The organism is Plantibacter sp. MCCC 1A11337, from assembly GCF_013349365.1.
GTDB lineage: Bacteria > Actinomycetota > Actinomycetes > Actinomycetales > Microbacteriaceae > Plantibacter > Plantibacter flavus_A.
The window spans coordinates 206,678-227,962 of record NZ_JABJWX010000002.1; the positions used below are offsets into that span (position 1 = coordinate 206,678).

The 21,285-nt window shown below is 69.3% G+C and carries 22 protein-coding genes; 14 read left to right on the plus strand and 8 right to left on the minus strand.

Translation table 11 applies throughout. From position 1 onward, the window contains the following. Window positions 1–36: 36 nt before the first annotated feature. From HOW07_RS08305 to HOW07_RS08315, 3 genes are read left to right on the plus strand one after another with little or no spacing between them, the layout of a single operon-like run. Window positions 37–819, plus strand: a complete 783-nt coding sequence (locus tag HOW07_RS08305) for an IclR family transcriptional regulator (RefSeq protein WP_121292858.1) — start codon at window positions 37–39, stop codon at window positions 817–819. Between the two features lie 41 nt (window positions 820–860). Further along, on the plus strand, window positions 861–1,829 hold the full coding sequence (locus HOW07_RS08310) for an acetylxylan esterase (RefSeq protein ID WP_071261950.1): 969 nt from the start codon (window positions 861–863) through the stop codon (window positions 1,827–1,829). Window positions 1,830–1,877: 48 nt separating this feature from the next. Continuing rightward, window positions 1,878–2,606, plus strand: a complete 729-nt coding sequence (locus HOW07_RS08315) for a YoaK family protein (protein WP_175116627.1) — start codon at window positions 1,878–1,880, stop codon at window positions 2,604–2,606. Window positions 2,607–2,645: 39 nt separating this feature from the next. Here the strand turns inward: HOW07_RS08315 and HOW07_RS08320 are convergent, their stop codons facing one another. Continuing rightward, window positions 2,646–3,458, minus strand: coding sequence for an endonuclease/exonuclease/phosphatase family protein (locus HOW07_RS08320; RefSeq protein WP_175116628.1), 813 nt, complete (start codon window positions 3,456–3,458; stop codon window positions 2,646–2,648). 77 nt (window positions 3,459–3,535) lie between these two features. Between HOW07_RS08320 and HOW07_RS08325 the strand changes: the two genes are divergently transcribed. The 3 genes from HOW07_RS08325 to HOW07_RS08335 all read left to right on the plus strand — a co-directional run bounded on the left by HOW07_RS08325 (window position 3,536) and on the right by HOW07_RS08335 (window position 8,099). Beyond that, complete coding sequence (locus HOW07_RS08325) at window positions 3,536–4,015, plus strand: hypothetical protein (RefSeq protein WP_175116629.1); 480 nt, start codon at window positions 3,536–3,538, stop codon at window positions 4,013–4,015. 131 nt (window positions 4,016–4,146) lie between these two features. Then, entirely contained in the window at window positions 4,147–5,541 is a 1,395-nt protein-coding gene (locus HOW07_RS08330; protein WP_175116630.1) for a 3' terminal RNA ribose 2'-O-methyltransferase Hen1, read from the plus strand. Next, window positions 5,538–8,099 carry a polynucleotide kinase-phosphatase gene (locus tag HOW07_RS08335; RefSeq protein WP_175116631.1) on the plus strand — a complete coding sequence of 854 codons (2,562 nt, stop codon included), beginning with the start codon at window positions 5,538–5,540 and terminating at the stop codon, window positions 8,097–8,099. Before HOW07_RS08330 ends, HOW07_RS08335 begins: the two co-directional genes overlap by 4 nt. A 198-nt stretch (window positions 8,100–8,297) precedes the next feature. Here HOW07_RS08335 and HOW07_RS08340 read toward each other — a convergent pair whose 3' ends face one another. After that, window positions 8,298–8,729 (minus strand): Lrp/AsnC family transcriptional regulator, encoded by a 432-nt coding sequence (locus HOW07_RS08340; RefSeq protein WP_056010076.1) that lies wholly within the window; start codon window positions 8,727–8,729, stop codon window positions 8,298–8,300. Window positions 8,730–8,891: 162 nt separating this feature from the next. Here HOW07_RS08340 and HOW07_RS08345 point away from each other — a divergent pair, with 162 nt between their 5' ends. The 3 genes from HOW07_RS08345 to HOW07_RS08355 all read left to right on the plus strand — a co-directional run bounded on the left by HOW07_RS08345 (window position 8,892) and on the right by HOW07_RS08355 (window position 12,742). Continuing rightward, a complete protein-coding gene (locus HOW07_RS08345; RefSeq protein WP_064293980.1) occupies window positions 8,892–9,920 on the plus strand; it encodes an ornithine cyclodeaminase in 1,029 nt (342 codons plus the stop codon). Between the two features lie 7 nt (window positions 9,921–9,927). Beyond that, the gene (gene ctlX / locus HOW07_RS08350) at window positions 9,928–10,905 is read left to right on the plus strand and encodes a citrulline utilization hydrolase CtlX (protein ID WP_175116632.1); all 978 of its coding nucleotides are present in this window, start codon (window positions 9,928–9,930) and stop codon (window positions 10,903–10,905) included. 187 nt (window positions 10,906–11,092) lie between these two features. Beyond that, window positions 11,093–12,742, plus strand: coding sequence for a cell wall metabolism sensor histidine kinase WalK (locus tag HOW07_RS08355; protein WP_175116633.1), 1,650 nt, complete (start codon window positions 11,093–11,095; stop codon window positions 12,740–12,742). Window positions 12,743–12,761: 19 nt separating this feature from the next. Here HOW07_RS08355 and HOW07_RS08360 read toward each other — a convergent pair whose 3' ends face one another. Next, window positions 12,762–13,424 carry a GNAT family N-acetyltransferase gene (locus tag HOW07_RS08360; RefSeq protein WP_121292874.1) on the minus strand — a complete coding sequence of 221 codons (663 nt, stop codon included), beginning with the start codon at window positions 13,422–13,424 and terminating at the stop codon, window positions 12,762–12,764. Between the two features lie 168 nt (window positions 13,425–13,592). On the opposite strand from HOW07_RS08360, the gene HOW07_RS08365 reads away from it, so the two are divergent. Continuing rightward, window positions 13,593–14,582: an aldo/keto reductase gene (locus HOW07_RS08365; protein ID WP_175117156.1), complete on the plus strand. Its 990-nt coding sequence runs from the start codon at window positions 13,593–13,595 to the stop codon at window positions 14,580–14,582. Here the strand turns inward: HOW07_RS08365 and HOW07_RS08370 are convergent. Next, window positions 14,570–15,295, minus strand: coding sequence for an NAD(P)H-binding protein (locus HOW07_RS08370; protein ID WP_371743619.1), 726 nt, complete (start codon window positions 15,293–15,295; stop codon window positions 14,570–14,572). The two genes, HOW07_RS08365 and HOW07_RS08370, sit on opposite strands and share 13 nt — an antisense overlap. A 63-nt stretch (window positions 15,296–15,358) precedes the next feature. Here HOW07_RS08370 and HOW07_RS08375 point away from each other — a divergent pair, with 63 nt between their 5' ends. Further along, on the plus strand, window positions 15,359–15,994 hold the full coding sequence (locus HOW07_RS08375) for a TetR/AcrR family transcriptional regulator (protein ID WP_175116634.1): 636 nt from the start codon (window positions 15,359–15,361) through the stop codon (window positions 15,992–15,994). 288 nt (window positions 15,995–16,282) lie between these two features. Beyond that, window positions 16,283–16,783, plus strand: a complete 501-nt coding sequence (locus HOW07_RS08380) for a GNAT family N-acetyltransferase (RefSeq protein WP_175116635.1) — start codon at window positions 16,283–16,285, stop codon at window positions 16,781–16,783. On the opposite strand, the gene HOW07_RS08385 is transcribed toward HOW07_RS08380, so the two are convergent. From HOW07_RS08385 to HOW07_RS08400, 4 genes are all read right to left on the minus strand, one after another. Beyond that, window positions 16,711–17,538, minus strand: a complete 828-nt coding sequence (locus HOW07_RS08385; RefSeq protein WP_175116636.1) for a MerR family transcriptional regulator — start codon at window positions 17,536–17,538, stop codon at window positions 16,711–16,713. The two genes, HOW07_RS08380 and HOW07_RS08385, sit on opposite strands and share 73 nt — an antisense overlap. 46 nt (window positions 17,539–17,584) lie before the next feature. Continuing rightward, on the minus strand, window positions 17,585–18,001 hold the full coding sequence (locus HOW07_RS08390; protein WP_371743620.1) for an SH3 domain-containing protein: 417 nt from the start codon (window positions 17,999–18,001) through the stop codon (window positions 17,585–17,587). 29 nt (window positions 18,002–18,030) lie between these two features. Beyond that, window positions 18,031–18,411 carry a hypothetical protein gene (locus tag HOW07_RS08395; RefSeq protein ID WP_175116637.1) on the minus strand — a complete coding sequence of 127 codons (381 nt, stop codon included), beginning with the start codon at window positions 18,409–18,411 and terminating at the stop codon, window positions 18,031–18,033. A gap of 162 nt (window positions 18,412–18,573) precedes the next feature. Beyond that, the gene (locus HOW07_RS08400; protein WP_175116638.1) at window positions 18,574–19,155 is read right to left on the minus strand and encodes a uracil-DNA glycosylase family protein; all 582 of its coding nucleotides are present in this window, start codon (window positions 19,153–19,155) and stop codon (window positions 18,574–18,576) included. Window positions 19,156–19,194: 39 nt separating this feature from the next. Here HOW07_RS08400 and HOW07_RS08405 point away from each other — a divergent pair, with 39 nt between their 5' ends. Then, the gene (locus tag HOW07_RS08405) at window positions 19,195–20,751 is read left to right on the plus strand and encodes a deoxyguanosinetriphosphate triphosphohydrolase family protein (protein ID WP_175116639.1); all 1,557 of its coding nucleotides are present in this window, start codon (window positions 19,195–19,197) and stop codon (window positions 20,749–20,751) included. Between the two features lie 138 nt (window positions 20,752–20,889). Then, window positions 20,890–21,222 (plus strand): hypothetical protein, encoded by a 333-nt coding sequence (locus tag HOW07_RS08410; protein WP_064293971.1) that lies wholly within the window; start codon window positions 20,890–20,892, stop codon window positions 21,220–21,222. Window positions 21,223–21,285 lie beyond the last annotated feature (63 nt).

A 21,285-nucleotide genomic window follows, 5' to 3' on the forward strand; every position in this document is an offset into this window, starting at 1 on the left:
GGACATCCGAACCGACACCGACACCGTGGAGGACCCGTGGCAGGTGAGATCCAGCAGGGCATCGGCCGTGCGGCATCCGTGCTCGCCGTGCTCGGCGCATCGACCACCGGACCGTTGCGGGCCTCCGACATCGCCCGTGCCACCGGTCTCGGCACCTCGACGACCGCACGCCTCCTCGGCACGCTCGAGGAGCTCGGCTATGTGACGAAGGCGGCCGACAGTCCGTCCTACGCCATCGGGGCGACCATCCTGGCGCTGGCGAGCGAAGGGCTCAACCAGAACCCGGTGCACCGGGAGTCGCGCGCTCCCGCCCAGGAACTCGCGCAACGGATCGGGCTCAGCGTCAACGTGGGCGTCCTCGACGGCTCGAGCCTCATCTACCTCTGCCACTTCGAGGGAGCCCTCGCACCGAAGTCGCACTCGATGATCGGGCTGCGCCAGCCACTGCACGCGTCCGCGCTCGGCAAGTGTCTGCTCCTCGACCTCGACGCGGACGGTCTCCGTGCGCTGCTCGGTGACGAGCCGCTCCCGCGCTACACGGCCAACACCATCACGGAGCACGCGGCCCTCGCCGCGGAGCTCGCGGCGGCGCGGGAACGCGGCGTCTGCATGGAGGACCAGGAGCTCGCGTTGGGTCGTCTCGGGATCGCGGCGCCGATCCGCGACGCGAACGCCAGAGTCGTGGCGGCGATCTCGATCTCGGGTCGGCTGAGCCTGATGCGCGAACGCGACCTCGACGTCCTCACCGAGGACCTCATCGAAGTGGCCGACCGCATCAGCGTCGGTCTCGGGCTCATCTCCGCGATCCCGTCCTCCTGATTCGTTCTCCCGCATCCGATCTCACGAACCGAAGGTGACCCGTGGCGCAATTCGACCTCCCCCTCGCCCAGCTCCAGCAGTACCGGCCCGACCGCGAGGAGGCGCCGGACTTCGACGCGTTCTGGGCGGACACCCTCGCCGAAGCCCACGCCCTCGCCCAGCCGACGGTGCGTGAACGATCCGACCCTGAGCTGACCGGTCTCGTCGTCGAGGACGTCACGTTCTCCGGATTCGGCGGCGACCCGATCAAAGGCTGGTTCATCCGGCCGGCGGGCGCGACCGAGCCCCTCCCGTGCATCGTGCACTACATCGGGTACAGCGGCGGTCGCGGGCTCGCCCACCAGTGGACGATGCACCCGTCCGCGGGCTACGCCGTGTTCGTCATGGACACCCGCGGCCAGGGGAGCGCGAACCTGCCGGGCGCGACGGCCGACCCGTTCGGAAGCGGTCCGCAGGTCGCCGGCAAGATGAGCGCCGGGCTCGACAGCCCCGAGACCTACTACTACCGTCGGGTCTTCACGGACGCGGCGCTCGCCGTCGACGCGGTGCGCAGCTTCCCGGAGGTCGACCCCGCCCGGGTCGTCGTCGCCGGTGGGAGCCAGGGCGGCGGCATCGCGCTCGCCGCGGCCGGGCTCTGCGAGGGACTCGCGGCGGCGCTCGTCGACGTCCCGTTCCTGTCGCACTTCCGTCGTGCCCTGCAGATCACCGACGCGAGCCCCTTCGCCGAGCTGAAGACGTACCTCATCAGCCGACGTGGTCACGAGGAGGAGGTGTTCCGGACGCTCTCGTACTTCGACGCGACGAACTTCGCCGCCCGCGCGACCGCCCCCGCACTGTTCTCCGTCGCGCTCTGCGATGCGGTGTGTCCGCCCTCGACGGTGTACGCGGCGTTCAACCACTACGCGGGCACGCAGAAGGACATCGCCGTCTACCCGTACAACGGGCACGAGGGTGGCGGGCCGGTGCAGCAGCAGGCGCAGCTGACCTTCCTCGCGGACCTCCTCGCCTGACGCGCCGTTCGCCCGAAGATGGGCGAGCGGGCGTGGGACGATGTGCACGTGACTGAGACCGGCGGTACCGACCCGACACTGACGACCAACCGTCGTCGGACGCGGGCCGGCATGATCGCGGCGATGGCGCTCGTGCTCTCGTTCGCGGCCGGAGCGACCGACGCCTTCGCGTTCCTCCAGCTCGGCGGCGTCTTCACCGCGAACATGACCGGCAACTTCGTGCTGGCCGGACTCACGAGCAGACCGGACTTCGGCGAGGTCCTGCTCGGGGCGACGGTCGCCGTGCTGCTGTTCTCCGTCGGGACGTTCCTGGCCTTCCGTTTCACGAGGCTCGTCGCCACCCCTGGGCGGCCTCCGGAGGCGCCGCAGCACCGGCTCGTCCTCGTCCTCGGCGGTGCGGTGGTCGCGCAGGCGTGCGTCCTCATCGGATGGATCGTGTCCTCCGACCTGCGCACGACGCCCGTGATCTGCGCCCTCATCGCGCTCTCCACGCTCGCGATGGCGGGGCAGACGGCCGTCGCGCGACGCATCGAGCGGTCGGGCGTGACGACCACCTTCGTGACCGGCACCCTCACGAGTCTCATGCAGAGCCTCGCCGACGGCGTCCACGACCACCACCTCATCCGCATCGGCGCGATCGTGCTGCTCGTGACGGGCGCCCTCTGCGGCTCGCTCCTCACCGGTGTGGACCCGGTGTTCGGTGCCGCGCTGCCCCTCCTCCCATCGATCGTCGGGCTGGTCCTCCTCCGGCTCGCGCCGACGGTCTCCAACGCCTGATCCACCGAACTTCGAGCGCGTGTCCGAGACGCGCCGCCGTCAGTGGGTGAGCTGCGCCCGGATGACGATGGGGAAGTGGTCGCTCGCCTCCGAGGTGGGTTCCTGCTCGTCCACGAGGGCTTCGATCGGTTCCAGTCGGGTGTGCGGCGCGACGCTGCCTGAGCGGCCGAGCACCCAATCGATGCGTGCGTTCCCGGGACGCTGCGGACCGTATCCCTGGAACGTGCCGATGCTGTCGCTCTCCACCGGCGAGAGGTCGACGAACCCGGCGTCCGCCAGGGCGTCGTGCGCCGCCGATCCGCGCTCGGTGTTGAAGTCGCCGGTGAGGAGGACGGGCACGTCCACGCCGGAGAAGCGGTCGGCGATCAGTTTCGCACTGCGCGTCCGGACGTCGTCGCCGTGCGGCGTACCTTCGTGGTCGAGGTGGGTGTTGGCGAAGACGAGCTCGTCGCCGGTGCGGCGCTCGCGGAGCCTGACCCAGGTGACGAACCGCGCGTGCAGTGACGGCCAGGTGTTCGAGCCCGGTTCGTCGGGGGTGTCCGACAGCCAGAACTCGCCGGCGTCGAGCTGCTCGAACCGCGAGCGGCGGAAGCACACCGGTCCGTACTCGCCGGCCGAACCGCCGTCACGGCCCTGCCCGAACCAGTCGTACTCGGCGAGGCCCGGGAGCAGGTCGTGCAGCTGATGCTCGCGGACCTCCTGCAGCCCGAGGAGGTCTGGAGCGTTGCGGGCGATGACCTGCGAGACGAGCGGTGCACGGTCCGCCCACTCGTGACCGGGCTGGGCGACAGCGGTGCGGATGTTGTAGCTCATGACGGTCAGGACGTTCTGGGTCAGGATGGATTCGCTCACCCGGCCAGCGTAGGGGAGCCGGGTGACGGGGAGCTGTCCCCATGTCGCCGAGCGGTCCGCCTGCCTAAACTCGCCCCATGACCTTCGACCTCCGCGACGCCCAGGCCCGGATCCTCGCGCTCAACAGCGAAGAACTCCCCTTCATCTACGACCCGACACCCGACGGGATCGTCGCGCACTGGCGCTACGCCGACCAGCGATGGCTCGGCTTCATCGGTGCCGGGATATTCAGTGCCGAGTACGAGCTGCGGGTCGAGCTGCACCCCGAGGACGGCGAGTGGGAGTTCCAAGAGCAGTCGTCCTCCTCGAAGACGACGCTCGGCGTCGACGGACTCTCGACGAAGCGCACCTGGCAGTCCGGGCCGCAGAAGTCCTTCTCCTTCGGGCGGAGCGTCGCGCCCATCTCGCAGTCCACCGACCGCGATGGCACGACGACCGGACAGTTCATGGGCTACGAGTTCACGACCGACGAGGTCAAGCAGCCCGTGATCGACACCCTGACCGCCGCAGGCTGGAAGCCGCGCAAGGGGTTCTTCGGCAAGCTGTTCGGGGGCTGATCAGCCGGCCGTGAGTCGCCCGGACCTGCACGGAGATCGCTGAATTCCATGCAGATCCGGGCGACTCACGCACGCACGACGACCGCCGCTAGGCTTTCAGGAACCTCGCCGCCGAACGGACGGATGGACCTGTGCTCGTCACCATCACCTCGACCGCGCCGTCGGCCGCCGACCTGGGGCACCTCGTCCGCAAGCATCCCGCGCGGGCGCAGAGCTTCGACCTCAGCGTCGGGCGCGCCCACGTGTTCTACCCGGAGGCGAGCGACGAGCGGTGCACCGTGGCCCTGCTGCTCGAGGTCGACGCGATCGCGCTCGTCCGTCAGAAGCGCTTCGGCGGCGGTGACAGCGCGTCGCTCTCGCAGTACGTGAACGACCGACCGTACGCGTCGTCGTCGATGGTCGCCGTCGCGATCGGGCAGGTGTTCCGCAGCGCCATGACCGGCCGCAGCGACTCCCACCCGGAGCTCGCCGCGGCAGCGCTCCCACTGACGATCACCGTCGCCGCGGTGCCGTCGCGAGGTCTGGAGCAGCTGGCGACCCGACTCTTCACCCCGCTCGGCTGGACCGTCGTCGAACGGGTGATCCCGCTCGACCCGACGGTCCCCGCGTGGGGCGACTCGCGATACGTCGACCTCGAGCTGACCGGGGATCTCCGCCTCGCGGACGCGCTCCGCCAGCTCTACGTCTTGCTGCCCGTGCTCGACGACGCCAAGCACTACTGGGTCTCCGACGACGAGGTCGGCAAGCTCCTCCGCGCCGGCGAGGGGTGGCTGGCCGATCACCCCGACCGGGACCTGATCACCAAGCGGTATCTCGCGCACCAGTCGCGGATGGTCACCGATGCGCAGTCGCAACTGGATCCGGAGGCGAGGACCGACGGGGACGACACGGCCACCGCGTCAGAGACGAAGCGTGCCCCGGCGCTCGCCGGCCTGCGCGCCGAGGCGGTCCTGCAGGCGCTCACCGACGTGCGGGCTCGGTCGGTCGCCGACGTCGGGTGCGGCGAGGGCGCCCTCCTCACTCGATTGCTGGCGGATCCTCTCGTCACCTCGGTGATCGGTACCGACGTCTCCGCACGCGCGCTCGCATCCGCGTCGCAGCGCCTCGGGCTCCGCGACGCGAGCGACCGCGTCCGTGAGCGTGTCCAGCTGCTGCAGTCCTCGGCGACCTACGCCGACACCCGGCTGCGCGGACTCGATGCGATCGTGCTGATGGAGGTCGTGGAGCACATCGACGCCGAGCGCCTCGATGCACTCGAGGCTTCGATCTTCGGTGCTGCGGCTCCCGATGCCGTGATCGTCACGACGCCGAACCGCGAATACAACGCGCTGTATCCGTCGTTGCCGGCGGGCTCGTTCCGGCACCCGGACCACCGCTTCGAGTGGGACCGTCAGGAGTTCGCGACCTGGTGCACCACTGCGGCCGAGCGATACGGCTACGGCGTCGAGCACCGCACGGTCGGCGACGTCGACCCGCAGCTCGGCTCGCCGACGCAGCTCGCCATCTTCCGGAAGGCCATCGCATGAGTGACCTCGAGGACACCCCCGCTGCCCTGCCGATCCCCGAACTGTCGCTCGTGGTCCTCATCGGCGTGAGCGGGTCCGGCAAGTCGACCTTCGCCGCCACGCACTTCGGCCGGTTCGAGACCCTGTCGAGCGACTTCTTCCGCGGGCTCGTCTCCAACGACGAGAACAACCAGGCCGCCAGCGCCGACGCCTTCGCCGCACTCCGCGATGTCGCCGCACGCCGCCTCGAGGCCGGGCTCCTGACGGTCATCGACGCGACCAACGTCCAGCCGGCCTCGCGCAAGTCGCTCATCGATCTGGCACGCAACCACGACGTCCTCCCTGTCGCCGTGGTGCTCGACGTCCCGGAGCGCGTCTGCATCGAGCGCAACGAGGCCCGCGAGGACCGCTCGTTCGGCGCGGCCGTCATCACCCGGCAGCAGGACCAACTGCGTCGGTCGATGCGGCACCTCAGCAAAGAGGGCTTCCGGAAGGTCCACGTGCTCTCCGGCGTCGAGGCGATCGCGCAGGCGTCGTTCGTGCGTGAGCCGCTGCTCAACGACCGCCGTCAGGAGCGCGGTCCCTTCGACGCGATCGGCGACGTGCACGGATGCAGGAGTGAGCTCGAGACGCTGCTCACGAAGCTCGGGTACGTGATCGAGCGCGACGTGGAGGGTCGACCGATCGACGCCGCGCACCCCGAGGGCCGCCGCGCGATCTTCCTCGGCGACCTCGTCGACCGCGGGCCGGACACCCCTGGCGTGCTGCGGCTGGCGATGGGGATGGTCGGCGCGGGGCATGCCTTGGCGGTGCCCGGCAACCACGAGTCGAAGCTCGTCCGCGCGCTGCAGGGCAAACGGGTGCAGACCAGCCATGGGCTCGCCGAGTCGCTCGCCCAACTGGCCGAGGAGCCGGAGGAGTTCCGGGCCGAGGTCGAGCGGTTCTGCCGCGAGCTCGTCGCGCACCTCGTCCTCGACGACGGGAAGCTCGTCGTCGCGCACGCCGGCCTGATCGAGCAGTATCACGGACGCGCCTCCGGGCGGGTGCGGTCGTTCGCGCTGTACGGCGACACCACGGGGGAGACCGACGAGTACGGCCTGCCCGTGCGGCTGCCGTGGGCGGAGGACTACCGGGGTAAGGCGACCGTCCTCTACGGCCACGTGCCGACCCTCGACGCCGAGTGGGTCAACAACACGATGTGTCTCGACACCGGCTGCGTCTTCGGCGGCAAGTTGAGTGCCCTGCGGTGGCCGGAGCGCGAGGTCGTCGACGTCCCGGCCGAGCAGGTCTGGTACGAACCCGTCGTGCCGCTCGGCCGCCCGACCGGTCCCGCCGGCGAGCAGCGGGATCCCGGGCTGCTGCGCATCGACGACGTCCTCGGCAAGCAGGTCGTCGAGACGCGCGTCTCGGGCCGGGTCGGCATCCGCGAGGACGCCGCGGCCGGCGCACTCGAGGTCATGAGCCGGTTCGCGATCGACCCTCGGCGCCTGGTCTACCTGCCGCCGACGATGAGCCCGCCGAGCACCTCGCAGCGGAAGGACCTCCTGGAGCACCCCGCTGAGGCGTTCGAGGCGTATCGCAGGGAGGGGCTCGACCGGGTGGTCTGCGAGGAGAAGCACATGGGCTCGCGTGCCGTCGTGCTGCTCACGCGTGATCCGGCACCCTTCGGCGCTCCCGCGGGGTGGCGCGGAACCGTCCACACCCGCACCGGTCGACCGTTCTTCGACGATGCGACGACGCAGACGCTCCTCACCCGGCTCGACGCCGCCGTGGAGCGAGCCGGTCTCTGGGAGGAGCTCGACGCCTCCTGGATGCTCGTCGACAGCGAGCTGCTGCCGTGGTCGGTGAAGGCGGAGAGTTTGATCCGCGACCAGTACGCCTCGGTGGGAGCTGCCGCGACCGCAGCGCTCCCGGCGGCCGTCCGCGTGCTGGAGCAGGCGTCGTCGACCGGTGTCGACGTCTCGGACCTGCTCGAGCGGACGCGCCGTCGGGCCGAGGCCGCTGACGCCTACGTCGCGGCCTACCGTCCGTACACCGCACCCTCGAACGGTCTGAAGGGCGTGCAGCTCGCGCCGTTCCAGCTCCTCGCCTCGACCGGTACGAGCCACCTGGGCCGCGACCACGCCTGGCACCTCTCGGTGGCGGACCGCCTCGCGGACGCCGACCCGGAGCTCATCCGCCGGACCCGCTCGATCGAGGTCGACCTCACCTCGTCGGCGTCCGAGGACGCCGCGACCGCGTGGTGGGAGGAGCTGACCGGTGCGGGTGGTGAGGGCATGGTGGTGAAGCCCGTGGCCGGCCTCGTCCGCGGTGAGAAGGCGCTCGCGCAGCCCGGCATCAAGGTGCGGGGCCGTGAGTACCTGCGCATCATCTACGGTCCCGACTACACGGAGCCCCACAACCTCGAGCGCCTGCGCGATCGGGACATCGGCCACAAGCGGTCGATGGCGCTGCGTGAGTACGCGCTCGGTGTCGAGGCGGTCGAGCGGTTCGTCGCCGGTGAACCGACCTGGCGGGTGCACCAGGCCGTCTTCGGCGTGCTCGCCATGGAGTCCGAGCCGATCGACCCACGCCTCTAGCGTCGACCCCGGTCCCTGCGTTCCACCTTTCGGTCCCTGAGCTTGTCGAAGGGCGGGGGCAGGCCGTGTGCCCTTCGACAAGCTCAGGGACCGGGTTGCACCTCGGGGACCGGGTTGCACCTCGGGGACCGGGTTGCACCTCGGGGACCGGGTTGCACCTCGGGGCCCGGGCTGCAGCTCCGCGGCCCCGGCGGGTCGTCAGCGGAGGACGGAACTCAGCAGGAGGCTCGTCTCGCTGTTGACGACTCCCTCGATGCGTCGGATCCCGCCGAGCACGCGGTCGAAGTCGGTCAGCGTCTCGGTGCGGAGTTCCGCGACGAGGTCCCACCCGCCGTTGGTGGTGTGGAGCGCGCTGATCTCCGGGAAGCCGCGGAGCTGGCGGATGACGTGGTCGGTGGTGCGACCCTCGACCTCGATGAACGCGATCGCGCGGATGGTGCCGGGGTCGAGTTCGTCGCGCACCCGGACCGAGAACCCGACGACCGTGCCGGAGGAGACGAGTCGCTCCAGACGGCTGTTCACGGTCGCCCGGGCGACGTCGAGCGACCGGGCCAGGCTCGCGACCGACGCACGGCCGTCGGCTCGGAGCGCAGCCAACAGCCTCCGGTCCAGATCGTCCAGCGCAGCCATGCACATAATGTACAACCGAGTTACTCACATTGTGCATAACCTGTGCACAAATCGTGCATCTCTGGAATGGAAAGTGCAGATCGTCGAAACCTAGGCTCGAAGCAACCGCGAGTGGTCCGCTCCGGTCGGCTCCGAGCCCGAACTCGTCTGGAAGGGAACGTCATGACGCGTTTCGTCGATGTCCGCAACATGGTCCGCTGGACGGCAGACCGAGGTCCCGAGCGCATCATCGCCGGCATGATCGGCTACCTCGAGGCCGACTTCCGCCGCTGGCCGTCGTTCGACAAGAGCCCGCGGGTCGCGAGCCACACGCCGTTCGGCGTCATCGAGCTCATGCCGACGAGCGATCACGAGACGTACGCCTTCAAGTACGTGAACGGCCACCCCTCCAACCCCGCCCGGGGCTACCAGACGGTCACGGCGTTCGGCGTCCTCGCCGACGTGCACAACGGCTACCCCACCTTCCTCGCCGAGATGACGCTCCTCACGGCCCTCCGGACCGCCGCGACGTCGGGCATGGTCGCGAAGCACCTCGCCCGTCCCGACTCGAGCGTCCACGCGCTCATCGGCGCCGGCAGCCAGGCCGAGTTCCAGGCCCTCGGCATGCGTGCCGCCCTCGGGATCAACACGGTGCGGATCTGGGACGTCGACCCGCTCGCGATGGACAAGTTCGCGCGCAACCTGGAGCCGCTCGGATTCGAGGTCGTCATCGGGACGAGTGCCGCCGACGCCGTGGCGGGCGCGGACGTCGTCACGACATGCACGGCCGATAAGGCGCTCGCGACCGTGCTCACGAACGACCTGGTCGAGCCCGGCATGCACTTGAACGCCATCGGTGGCGACTGCCCCGGCAAGACGGAGCTCGAGGCGTCGATCCTCGATCGCGCCGAGGTGTTCGTCGAATTCCCGCCGCAGACCCGCATCGAGGGCGAGATCCAGCAGATGGCTCCCGACTTCCCGGTGATCGAGTTCTGGCAGGTCCTCACGGGTGCCGTCCCCGGCCGCACCTCGCGGGAGCAGATCACGCTCTTCGACTCCGTCGGCTTCGCGATCGAGGACTTCACCGCGCTGCGCTTCCTCCGCGACTCCGTCGACGGCAGCGAGTACTTCGAGGAGATCGACCTCGTCGCCGCCCCCGACGACCCGAAGGATCTCTTCGGGCTCGTCGGCGCGCTCTCTCCCGTCGGCTGAGTCCCACATGTCCGTCCAGGCGCCGTCGGCCGTGGTGCTCATCCGGCCGCACCGGTTCACGCCGAACCCGCTGACCGCGGCCGACAACGTCTTCCAGGTGGCGGAGGGCGTCCCGTCGGCGTCCGTGGCCGGGGTGGCTCACGCGGCGTTCGACGAGGTCACCGCCGTGGCGCAGGCCCTCGATGCCGCGGGCGTCCGCGTCCACCTGTTCGACGATGAGGACCCGGACCGCCCCGACAGCGTCTTCCCCAACAACTGGCTGTCCACCCATGCGGGCGGGCACCTGGCGGTCTACCCGATGTACGCGGTGAACCGCCGACGCGAGCGCCGGTGGGACATCGTCGAGATGCTGAAGCGCGAGTACCGCGTGCAGGACGTCATCGACTACTCGGGGCTGGAGCTCGACGACGTGTTCCTCGAGGGCACCGGTGCGATGGTGCTCGATCACGCAGCGCGAGTGGCGTTCGTCGCGCGATCCCACCGTGCCGACCCGATCGCCCTCGAGCGGTTCTGCACCAACTTCGGCTACGAGCCGCTCGTCTTCGACGCGGTCGACCCCCACGGGGTCCCGATCTACCACACCAACGTCATGATGGGCGTGGCGACCGAGTTCGCGCTCGTCGGTCTCGACCTGATCGCCTCGCCGGCGCGGCGCGATCAGGTGATCGAGCGGCTGACGGCTCACGGACGGACGATCGTCGATCTCGACTACGGACAGGTCTGCGACTTCGCCGGCAACGCGATCGAGTTGCGTTCGGCGACGGGGGAACGCCTCCTCGCGATCTCGAGTCGCGCCGTCCAGAGTCTGCGGTCGGAACAACTCGCGATCATCGAGCGCAGCTGCCGGATCCTGCCGCTGGACGTCCCGACGATCGAACTCGCCGGGGGTTCCGTCCGATGCATGATCGCCGGGATCCATCTGGACCGGCGGCCTGCGGCGACGGCGTCCGATGTGGCACCGACCGCCCAGCTCGCCCGGTCCTGATTCCACCGATCGGTGATCCGATTGACGCAAATCCATCCGTCAGACGCAGTGCCTGGGCCCGACAGGCCTCCGCCGATGGCTGATCGCGTGCGCATGGGCTAGATTGACGATCGATCAGCTGATCGACGCGGAATCCGGCCGACGTCCTCTCTGACCGAGCTGCAGGGAGTGGGCGATCATGCCGCTGTTGGAACATGAAGCCTCTCGACGCGGCCGACTCCGGGTGTTCGCCCGCGCACAGCTCCCGTTCGCGATAGCCTTCGGCATCGTCGCGATCCTCGTCGCGATCGTCCTGCCCGAGCGGTTCTTCACGGTCGCCGTCCTCTCGGGCACCGCTCTCGCGGCGATCAGCACCCTCCTGGCGGGATTCCTGCCCTGGGAACGCTGGCCGACGCACGCGATGGCCGTCATCGCGGTCCTCGACCTCCTCGCCGTCGCGAGCATCCGGCTCGAGCTCATCAGTGTGACTCCGGGCGCGAGCCTGCTCTGCATCTTCCCCGTCCTCTGGTTGGCGTTCGGGTTCACCCCGCGGATGATCATCCTGGCCGTGGCGGGGACCCTGTTCATCAGCAGTGCTCCCTACGTCCTCCGGGCTCGCACGCCGGAGACCGCCGTGGACTGGCTCAATGTCGCCCTGCTGCCCATGCTCACGATCGGTATCGCGGTCGCCGTGAACATCGGGGCCCGCCAACTGCGACGGAGCCGACAAGCCATCCAGGAGCAGGCCTCGCAGCTCGAACGCTCGCTCGCCAGGGCGCTCGACGCGGAGGCGCTCGCCGAATCGATCCTCGAGACGGTGGACGCGGGCGTGGCCTTCTACACGGCGGACGGCACCCTGGGCGTGGCGAACGCGCATGCCGCGGACATGGTCGCCGCCGTCGGGTTCCGGCTGGACACCCCGCCGTATGCCGGGGAACACGTGCTCCAAGCCGACCGCCGGACACCGATCCCGTTCGACGAGCAGATCATCCCCAGAGCGCTGCGGGGCGAGCTGCTGTCGAACCATCTCGAATGGGTGGGGGAGGCCGGGCAACAGCGTGCGATCCTCGCCAGCTCCACGCGGGTCATGCGCAACGGCGACACGCATCTGGGGACGGTCATCGTCGCACACGACGTCACCGAGCTCGCGAATGCGATCAACGTCCGTGAGGCGTTCCTCACGACGGTCTCGCACGAGTTGCGGACGCCGCTCACCTCCATCCACGGCTACCTCGAACTGATCATGGACGACGCCGAAGTCGACGCCCCCGGCCTGCTCCCGGCGCTGCGGGTGGTCCAGCGCAACGCGGTCGAGTTGGAGCGGCGGGTGCAGGAGCTGTTGACCGCGTCCGACTCGACGGTTCAGATCGCGCCGAGTCGTATCGACCTCACGGACGTAGCCACGCGTGCGATCGAGACGTCGACCGCGGGAATCTCGGGTCCGGCCGTCCGACTGCACGCCGACGCGGCGGCGGTCGTCTCCGCGGACCCCGAGCAGGTCCTCCGTGCGATCACCGAGCTCGTCGCCAACGCCGTGAAGTTCACGCCGGCCGATGGGACGGTCGACGTGGTCGTCGAGCCGGGCGACGGGCACGCCGAGGTGACCGTCAGCGACACGGGCGTCGGGATGAGCGCCGACGAACTCCGTCAGGCCTTCGACAAGTTCTACCGGGCCGAGTACGCGCGGGACCAGGCGGTGCAGGGCGTGGGACTCGGCCTGCCGGCAGCGCGGGCGATCGCCGAGGCCCATGGCGGCTCCGTGACCCTGCGGAGCACACCCGCGGTCGCACACGTCCCCGGTGGGACCGTCGCGACCCTCGTCCTGCCATCGGAGCCTGTCCGCACACCGTCACGATGACGCGAACGCTCGGCCAGCCCTAGTCTGCTGACGGTTCACCGAGGAGTGCCGACCGTGCCGCGTCGAGGCCGGTGACCTCGGCCGTCCAGTCGGGCCGAATGAACTCGTCGCGGTGCAGCCGGAGGCCCTGCGACTCGACGAGTTCGCCCGGTCGGCCGATGAAGCGTTGCAGACCGTTGTCCCGATAGCCGAGTCGACGCGAGACGCCGAGCGATGCGCCGTTCCAGACGGCGGCGTCCGACACGGCGACCTCCGCGGCGAGGTGGTCGAAGGCGAACTGGAGCATGCCGGCCCGCATCTCGATGCCGAGCCCCTTGCCCTGATGTGCCTGCGTCAACCAGGAACCGCTCCCGACCGTCCGCGTGACGGCGAAGTCGCGGGCGCCGACGTCCTGGAGACCGATCGGCGTCCCGTCCAGGAGGATCGCGAGATTGAGCGTCCAGGAGGAAGGAGTCACCGTTGCGCGCTGCGTCCAGAGGAACCGAGCCGTCTCGCGGATGAGTTGTTCGCGCGGCTGGTCGGTCCACGGTGTGGAGAACGGCATGACGGCGGGGTCGTGGACGCCGGCGAGGGCGGCCTCGATCAGTCCGGGGAGGTCCTCGTCGCGCACGAGGCGCAGGACGAGTCTCGGCGTGCGGATCTCCAGGCCGAACAGCGGCCAGACGTCGGTGAGGCTGAGCATCAGGCCACGGTATCGCCTCGGGCGGACGCCAGCACCCGCCAGGTGCCGGGAAGCGCTGTAGCCGGTCGAGGCCGCCCTGTCGAGCCGGGGGTCTGGAGGGCGGCTTCCGTGACACACTCGACGCGCCGCGGGATCGCGGCCCGGTTCGACGATGAGAAGGGCTCCACGATGAAGTACACGCACCTCGGCCGCACGGGGACGACGGTCTCCCGGATCGTGCTCGGCACGATGAACTTCGGCGATCGGACCAGCGAGGAGGACTCGTTCGCGATCATGGACCGGGCGTTCGACCTCGGCGTCAACTTCTTCGACACGGCGAACGCGTATGGCGGCAGCGCCGGTCGTGGCGCGACGGAGGAGATCATCGGCCGCTGGTTCGCAGCCCGCCCCGGCGTCCGTGACGACATCGTCCTGGCGACGAAAGTCCACTCGCCCATGGTCGCCCCGAACGACGACGGCTCGGATGTGGTGAACGCGCGTGGTGCGTCGGCCTGGCAGGTGCGTCGCGAGGCGATCGCGTCGCTCGAGCGACTGCAGACGGACCGGATCGACCTGTACCAGTTCCACCACATCGACCGTCACATCTCCTGGCAGGAGCTGTGGCAGGCCATGGAGGTGCTCGTCGCGCGCGGCGAGGTCGTCTACACGGGCAGCTCGAACTTCGCGGCGTGGAACATCGCGCAGGCGAACGAGGTCGCATCTCAGCGGCACTTCCTCGGTCTCGTCAGCGAGCAGTCGCTCTACAACCTCGCGCAGCGCTCGATCGAACTCGAGGTCATCCCCGCCGCGCAGCACTACGGGCTCGGCATCCTGCCGTGGTCGCCGCTGTCCGGTGGTCTGCTGAGCGGTGGTTCCTCCGACAAGCGCGCGCGGTCGGGCGAGTCCCGCATCACCGAGGCCCGTGCCAAGCAGCAGGAGCAACTCGACGCCTACGACCGCTTCGCGGCCGAGCGTGGCTGGACCTCGGCGTCGCTCGGTCTCGCGTGGCTTCTGCACCAGCCCGGCGTGACCGGCCCGATCATCGGACCGCGCACGATCGAGCAGCTGGAGTCCGCCGTCGCAGCAGTCGACATCGAGCTGAGCGCCGATGACCTCGCCTCTCTCGACGAGCTCTTCCCCGGTCCCGGTGGCCAGGCCCCGGAAGCCTACGCCTGGTAGGAACGTGCGACGTGGCCGACCGCCTCGGTGATGGCGGTCGGCCCGGTGTTCACTTCGAGGATCCGCCGGCTGATGGTCGGCTCGAGGACGAGTGCCTCGAGGACCGCGGCCACGTCTTCGCGTGTGATCTCGTCGTGGAGCTCGGCGGGCCCGAGGGCGACCGTCCCCCGGCCCGGGTCGTCGGTCAGCAGGGACGGGCGGAGGATGACCCAGTCGATCGGCTGACGGGTGAGGGCGACCTCCGCCCGTTTCTTGACGGCGAAGTAGTGTTCCTCGTCGTCGCTCAGCTGTCGCTCGCGCCAGGCCTCCGGCAGGACGGACAGCAAGATGAGGCGTTTTCCCGGTGATGCCATCACTGCATCCGACACGCGCTGGAGCGCCGCGTCGTCGATGTCGTTTGTCACACTTTGAGCTCCGGCGTTCGACCCCGCGGCGAAGACGATGACGTCCCAGTCCGAGATCATCGACGTGATCTCCTCCGTGGTGGCGACCCCGAGCTCGCCGGTCACGGTCGTCACTCCGTCGGCGTGGAGGGCGGGGTCCGGCAGCGACCTCGTGAGACCTGAGACGCTGGCGCCTCTGGCGCGGAGCCGGGTCGCCAGCATGCGACCGACCCTGCCCGTGATCCCGAAGATGAAGACGCGCGTTGAGGATGCGATCGAAGTCTCCTCTATCGAACCTTCGGTGGCGGCGATAGTGTCTCGTGGCATCATGGGTGATCCTCTCGATCTGTTACCTACCGATAGTAACTTACTAAGAGTAGATAGTATCGGGGGATGGAAACCACCTCGGACGACAGCCTGAGGTCGACGCCGAAACGTCGCCTCTCGTGGGAAGCGCGCCACGCGCAGTTGCTCGATGCGTTCCGCGACCTCATCCGCACGCAGGACCTCGCGGATGTCACCCTGGCGCGTGTGGCCGCGCACGCCGGCGTGACGAAGCCCGTGGCCTACGACCACTTCGGCGATCTGTCGGGGCTGTTCTCCGAGGCCTACCGGGCCTTCGAGTCCCACCAGCGAGACGTCCTGCTCCGGGCCCTCGAGAGCGCCCCGCGGGACCTCGATGCTGTAGCCGACCTGGTCGCCGAGGCCTACATCGCGTGCTGGGTCGCTGAGGGGTTGGAGCTTTCGGCCGTGGTGGACGCCCTCCGCGGGTCGAAGACCCTGAGCGCCCTGCGGTCGGAGGCGGAGCAGGCGTATCTCGAGATCTGTCGCGAGGCGCTGGAGCCTTGGACCGGACCCCTCGTGAGTGCATCGTTGGTAGCTGTCGTCGGTGCCGGGGACGCCCTCGCCCGAAGTGTCATGTCCGGGTCGCTCTCAACCGCCCAGGCCTCCTCGACACTCGCCGTGGTGGTTCGTGCCGTCGCGTCGGCGTCTGCCGTCCCCGATGCCACTCGAGACCGCAGGACCTGAGCGGCGGCTTCCTCAGCGCGGGGCGTCGGCGGGAGCGAGCGCGATGACGTGTTCGCCGATCCACCCCCCCGTTATGGTTGCTCCATGGCTCGCGCACCCTGGAATCGACCCGGCGAATCTCCACAGATACGACGGCTTCGCATCGTGATGTTCTGGACCGCCGTCGTCCTCGTCGTGGCATTCGTCGCCATCCTCGTGTACTTCGTCGTGCGATCGGCTGAAATCGCCGGTCTGTAAGGGCGGCCCGCGGGGATGGACGCTCACTGGCCCCCGGGCATGATGGCTTCGATGAGGCTGAAACTCGCGTCCACGGATGACTTCATCACGCTTCGTCGCCTGTTCGATGACCCTGCCTTCCACGGATGGGGCGGGCCGGGACGGCTTTCCGACGAACTCATCCGCGCCAAGTACCTAGGGGCGCGACTGCCCGACGTCGAGTGCTACCTCGTCCTCGTCGAGGAGCAGGCGGTCGGGCTCGTCCAGCTGCACGTGGACGGGGCTGACTGCGCTGGGATCGACCTCATCTTGTCGCCCTCCGCGCGAGGTCAGGGGACCGGTCGACGGGTGGTCGATGCCATGGTGGCCCGCGCAAGGGAACGGAACATCGCTCGACTCACCGTCGACCCGGAGGTCGGGAACGAGCGCGGCGTCCGGTTCTGGCGAGCCGTCGGGTTCGAGCCGCGTCAGACGGTCACCGACCACGCTGGACGAGCGCCCTATGTCCTGATGTCCCGCAGCACCGAGGCGGCAGCGATCGGCTGCTGCAGTTCCGTGACCCAGTCGGACTGATCCTCCGACACCGCCCGAACGTAGAGCTCGCGGCACGGCCCCGCCGGCACGAAGCCCCGGGCGATGATCTCGGCGTGGATCGACTGCCAGCTCTCAGCGATCCGGTCCATCGATCCGAGATGGATGCCGCAGATCGCCAGGTGCTCTGCCGGCAGCTCGACGACCTCGAAGCCTTCGCGGGGCGCGCCGTTGTAGGCGTAGCCGACGACGACTTCCGTGCCGTCCTCGCTCGCGCTGTACTGCGCGATCGGCGTGGTCAGCGAACCGCTCTCGTCTCCGATGATGGACGCGACCGCGTCGAACGAGGGTCCGACGAAGTCCGCGATGTCCGGCTGGGAGGGGACGATGCCACGGCGGGCGGCCAGGCGAACGGCGGGCAGGGGTTTCTCGATGATCTCGATCTCTGACATGTGATGCTCTCTTTCGATGAGGTGGAGCCGCCGTTCCACATCGACGAGTCGTGCGGCCGCGACGCGCTGCTCGCGTTCGACCTCGGCTCGACGCGCCTGCAACAACCGGGCGATGCGCGTGGCATCCACCCCTTGGTCGAGGATCAGGGCGACGTCCTCGAGACCGAAGCCGAGATGGCGAAGCGCCACGATCCGATGCAGTCGTTCCAACTGCGAAGGATCATACGAGCGGTAGCCGCTGGACTCGTCCACATGGGCAGGCACGAGCAGACCTGCGGTGTCCCAATGCCGGAGCATCCGATGGGTCACCTGGCCGATCTGCGCGAACGCTCCGATGGACAACATGTCTCAGTTCTCCCTCCTCACACGGTGTCAGAGTCAAGCATCTCGATCACCCCACCGTGAGCACGCGGTGGGGAATCCACCCCTCGCGACCGTCGGCGTTCCGACACCAGGACCAGCCGCTTTCCGGATCATCCTCGACGACGTCGACGGTGTCGCCGGTGACTGCGGGCAGCTCGGTGGTGTCGTATCCGGCGCGGACGACACCCACCGACCCGTCGACGTCGAGATGGCGGGCGGGCACCCAACCCGTTCCGTGTGATGCCGTCACGAACACGAACGCGGGCCACTCTGTGTCCCGGTCCCCGACCTGAACGACGTCTCCGGTCCTCACCGTCAACGGCGGGCGCTCGGGAATCTCATGATCAGCAATCAAGACGCATCGCACAGCGTCAATCCTCTCAGTGCGGTCCTTCGCCGCCGCGATACACGCCATGGAGCCACCGCCGGATGCGGCCTCGCGCACGAGCTCGGAGCGTCGGCGGAGGAGGGCTCCTAGTTTCCGCTGATGACGCTCACCGCTTGGAGGCCGACCACGATGGCGTTGATCGGTACGGCGATGATGAGCACGACGACTGCGCCGATGACGGCGATGATCGAGTGACGAGGGGTCCGCTTGTGGACCCTCGCCTGCAGGATGAGCGTGACGATCGGCGGAGCGATCGCGATCGCGGTGCCGAGGATGAAGCCACCGAGCATGCCGCCACCGCTCAGCCGGTCCTCGGGCGGCCCGAACTCGCCCTGCAGGGCGAACGAGAGTTGGACGAACCAGCTCACGATCAGCAGCGCGAACAGGAGCAGCGTGATGCCGATCCCGGCCGCTCGCCCGCTGACCGGACCCTCCTGGTCGGCTGCTCCGGCTTCGACGCCAGCCACCGATCCGGCGTCCGCCACGGCAGGCCCGGTGGCTGGGCTCGGCCCCGATAGCGGTTCGGCCGGCGGCCGCAGTCCGTCGCCGGTGCTCGGTTCGTCGCTCAACGCGTGCCTTTCATCGGTCGATCAGGCGCCAGGGGCCCGTCGTCCTCATCAGCCTATTCGTCACGCCGTGAGCGCCGCCCGCACCTGTGCGGCCAGCAGCGGGACCGTTTCCTCCTGGAACCAGGGGTTCTTCGTGCGCCAGCCACGCGCGAGCGGCGACGGATGCACGATCGGGAAGAGCGGAAGGTGGGTCTCCGCGGCACGGACGTTCTCCGTCAGGGTGCGACCGCCCCGCGGTCCGAGGTAGGCGCGCTGGGCGTAGGCGCCGATGAGGATCGTCAAGCGCACCTCCGTCAGCCGCTCGAGCAGGGGCGGATGCCAGCGCGGTGCGAAGTCCCGGCGAGGCGGCAGGTCGCCGCTCGTCCCCTTGCCCGGGAAGTAGAAGTCCATCGGGATGATCGCGACGTTCGCCGGGTCGTAGAACTCCTCGGGCGTCACACCCATCCATGAGCGGAGGAGGACGCCGCTCGGGTCGTTCCACGGGATGCCCGACTCCTGCGCCAAGCGACCAGGCGCTTGACTGATGATGAGGACCCGTGCCTCGGGGGAGGCGAGGAAGAGCGGTTCCCAGCCGAGTTCGCGGGCCCAGGCGTTCGACTCGTGCGCGGCGACCTCGGCTCGGAGTCGATCGATCGGATGCATCCCTGCAGTCTCCCACCCGCCGCCCAATACAGTGAGGGGATGGACGACGACCAGCGGCGACGGCGACTCATCCCCGAGCCGGTGGACCGGTTCGCGACCGGCGAGGAGTACCCCGAGTACCGGGTCGACCTCGAGCGCATCCGGTTCTCCCCGTACTTCGCGCGGTTGTCCGCCGTGACGCAGGTCGTCTCGCCCTCCGGTGTCGGCCAGGTCGTCCACAACCGGCTCACGCACTCGATCAAGGTGACCGCGGTCGCCCGCGCCATCGCCATGCAGCTCACCACGACCGATCCCGAGCAGAACGCCATCGTCGAGCGGCTCGGCGGTTGCGACCCGGTCGTCGTGCAGGCAGCGGCCTCAGCTCACGACCTCGGCCACCCGCCGTTCGGCCACCTCGGCGAGCAGGTCCTCGACCGCCTGGCCCGAGAGCGACTCGGCCTCGCGGAAGGCTTCGAGGGCAACGCGCAGTCGTTCCGCATCCTCTCCGCGCTCGACGTGTGCGAGACGGTGAAGGAGGGCCTCAACCTCACGGCGGCCTCCCGCGCCGCCGTGCTCAAGTACCCCTGGGGTCGCGCCATCCACCGTCCCGACCTCGACCCCACCGACCCGACGAGGATGCCGCGCGGGTCCACCGCAAGCCGCTGGGAGACCGCGCCGCCGAAGTTCTCCGCGTACACCCTCGATCTCGACGACATGCTCGACGCACGCAGTGCGTTCACCGCGATCGCCCCCTGGCAGCAGACCGTCGAGTGCTCCGTGATGGACGTCGCCGACGACATCGCCTACTCCCTGCACGACCTCGACGACTTCTACCGGGCCGGCGTCCTGCAGCAGGCGGCGGTGGCGGTCGAGTTCCGCACCTTCCTCCGCGACCAGCACACCCTCGCCGCGCTCGACGCCGAGGAACTCTGGAACCGCGCACCCGGCCACTCGCTCGAACTGTTGCGCCGGCGGATCGTCTCGCGCGACCCGTGGATCGCCAGCGACGAGCACTTCCGGGCGTCGGTCCAGCGGGTCGCGACCGAGCTCGTCGAAGGACTCCTCGCGGTCCCCTTCGACGGTTCCAGCCGCACCGAGCGCGCCATCGAATCCTTCGTGTCGTCCTGGATCGGCCGCCTCCAGCGTTCCGTCCTCGTCGTGGAGGAGCCGAACGTGCGATCCGGTCATGTGTCACTCCTGCCCGAGGCGTGGCACGACGTCACCGTGTTGAAGTTCGTCCACACCCGGTTCGTCATCGACCGGCCGGACTTCGCCACCTATCAGCGCGGCCAGTCGCGAGTGCTCGACGTGCTCGTCACCGAACTGGACAGCTGGCTCGACGACCCGCGCGACGGCCCGCGCGCGCCGCAGAAACTGCTCGACTTCGTCGAACTCGCCACGGACGGCTACTTCCGCCTGCGGGCGGACAACCCCGACTGGCTCCCGGCCGACCCCGAGTCCGACGACGGTCGTCCGCAGAGCGACCCGCGCGCACTGGGGCGCCTCGGTCGGGCGCGCGGCATCCTCGACTACGTCGCCTCGCTGACGGACGAACAGGCGACGGCGCTCGCGGCCAGACTGCGCGGCGACCGCGAAGCCTGGGCCTTCGGGAGCTGATCCACACCGTCGTTGAGGACCTCGACGACGGGTGTCGGCGCATTTCGGATAGTTCTGAGCACCGGAATGCTAGACCGTCTAGCGTTATTCCTGGCGCCGGGAATCTCCTCGGACCATGACTGAACGGATGGCGCGACCATGGGCAACCTCCTCTACGGAACCCCTCCGACCCCGCACGAGATCGAAGACCGACTGCTCGCTCACCTGCAGACGGTCATCTTCACGAAGTTCCGCCGCAACGAGAGCTTCGCGTTCCACCTCGATGCCGTGCCCGGCCGCGGTACCGGACGCCAGTCGCTCTGGCTGAACCCGATGATCCCCCTCCAGTTCTCCTTCTACGGCAGCCGTGCCCCTGAACTCAACCGGGAATGGCTGGCCGCGCTTCTCGAGCAGGCCAACAGTGCCAAGGGCATGCGGGTCGTTCCGGAGCCCGCTGCCAGCGGCGTGAAGCGCGTCGAGTCGGCGGCCTAGGTCCAAGGATCCGCTCCGGCGGATCGATCAACGCCACGACGAGCTCCGGCAGTCGGGCATCTG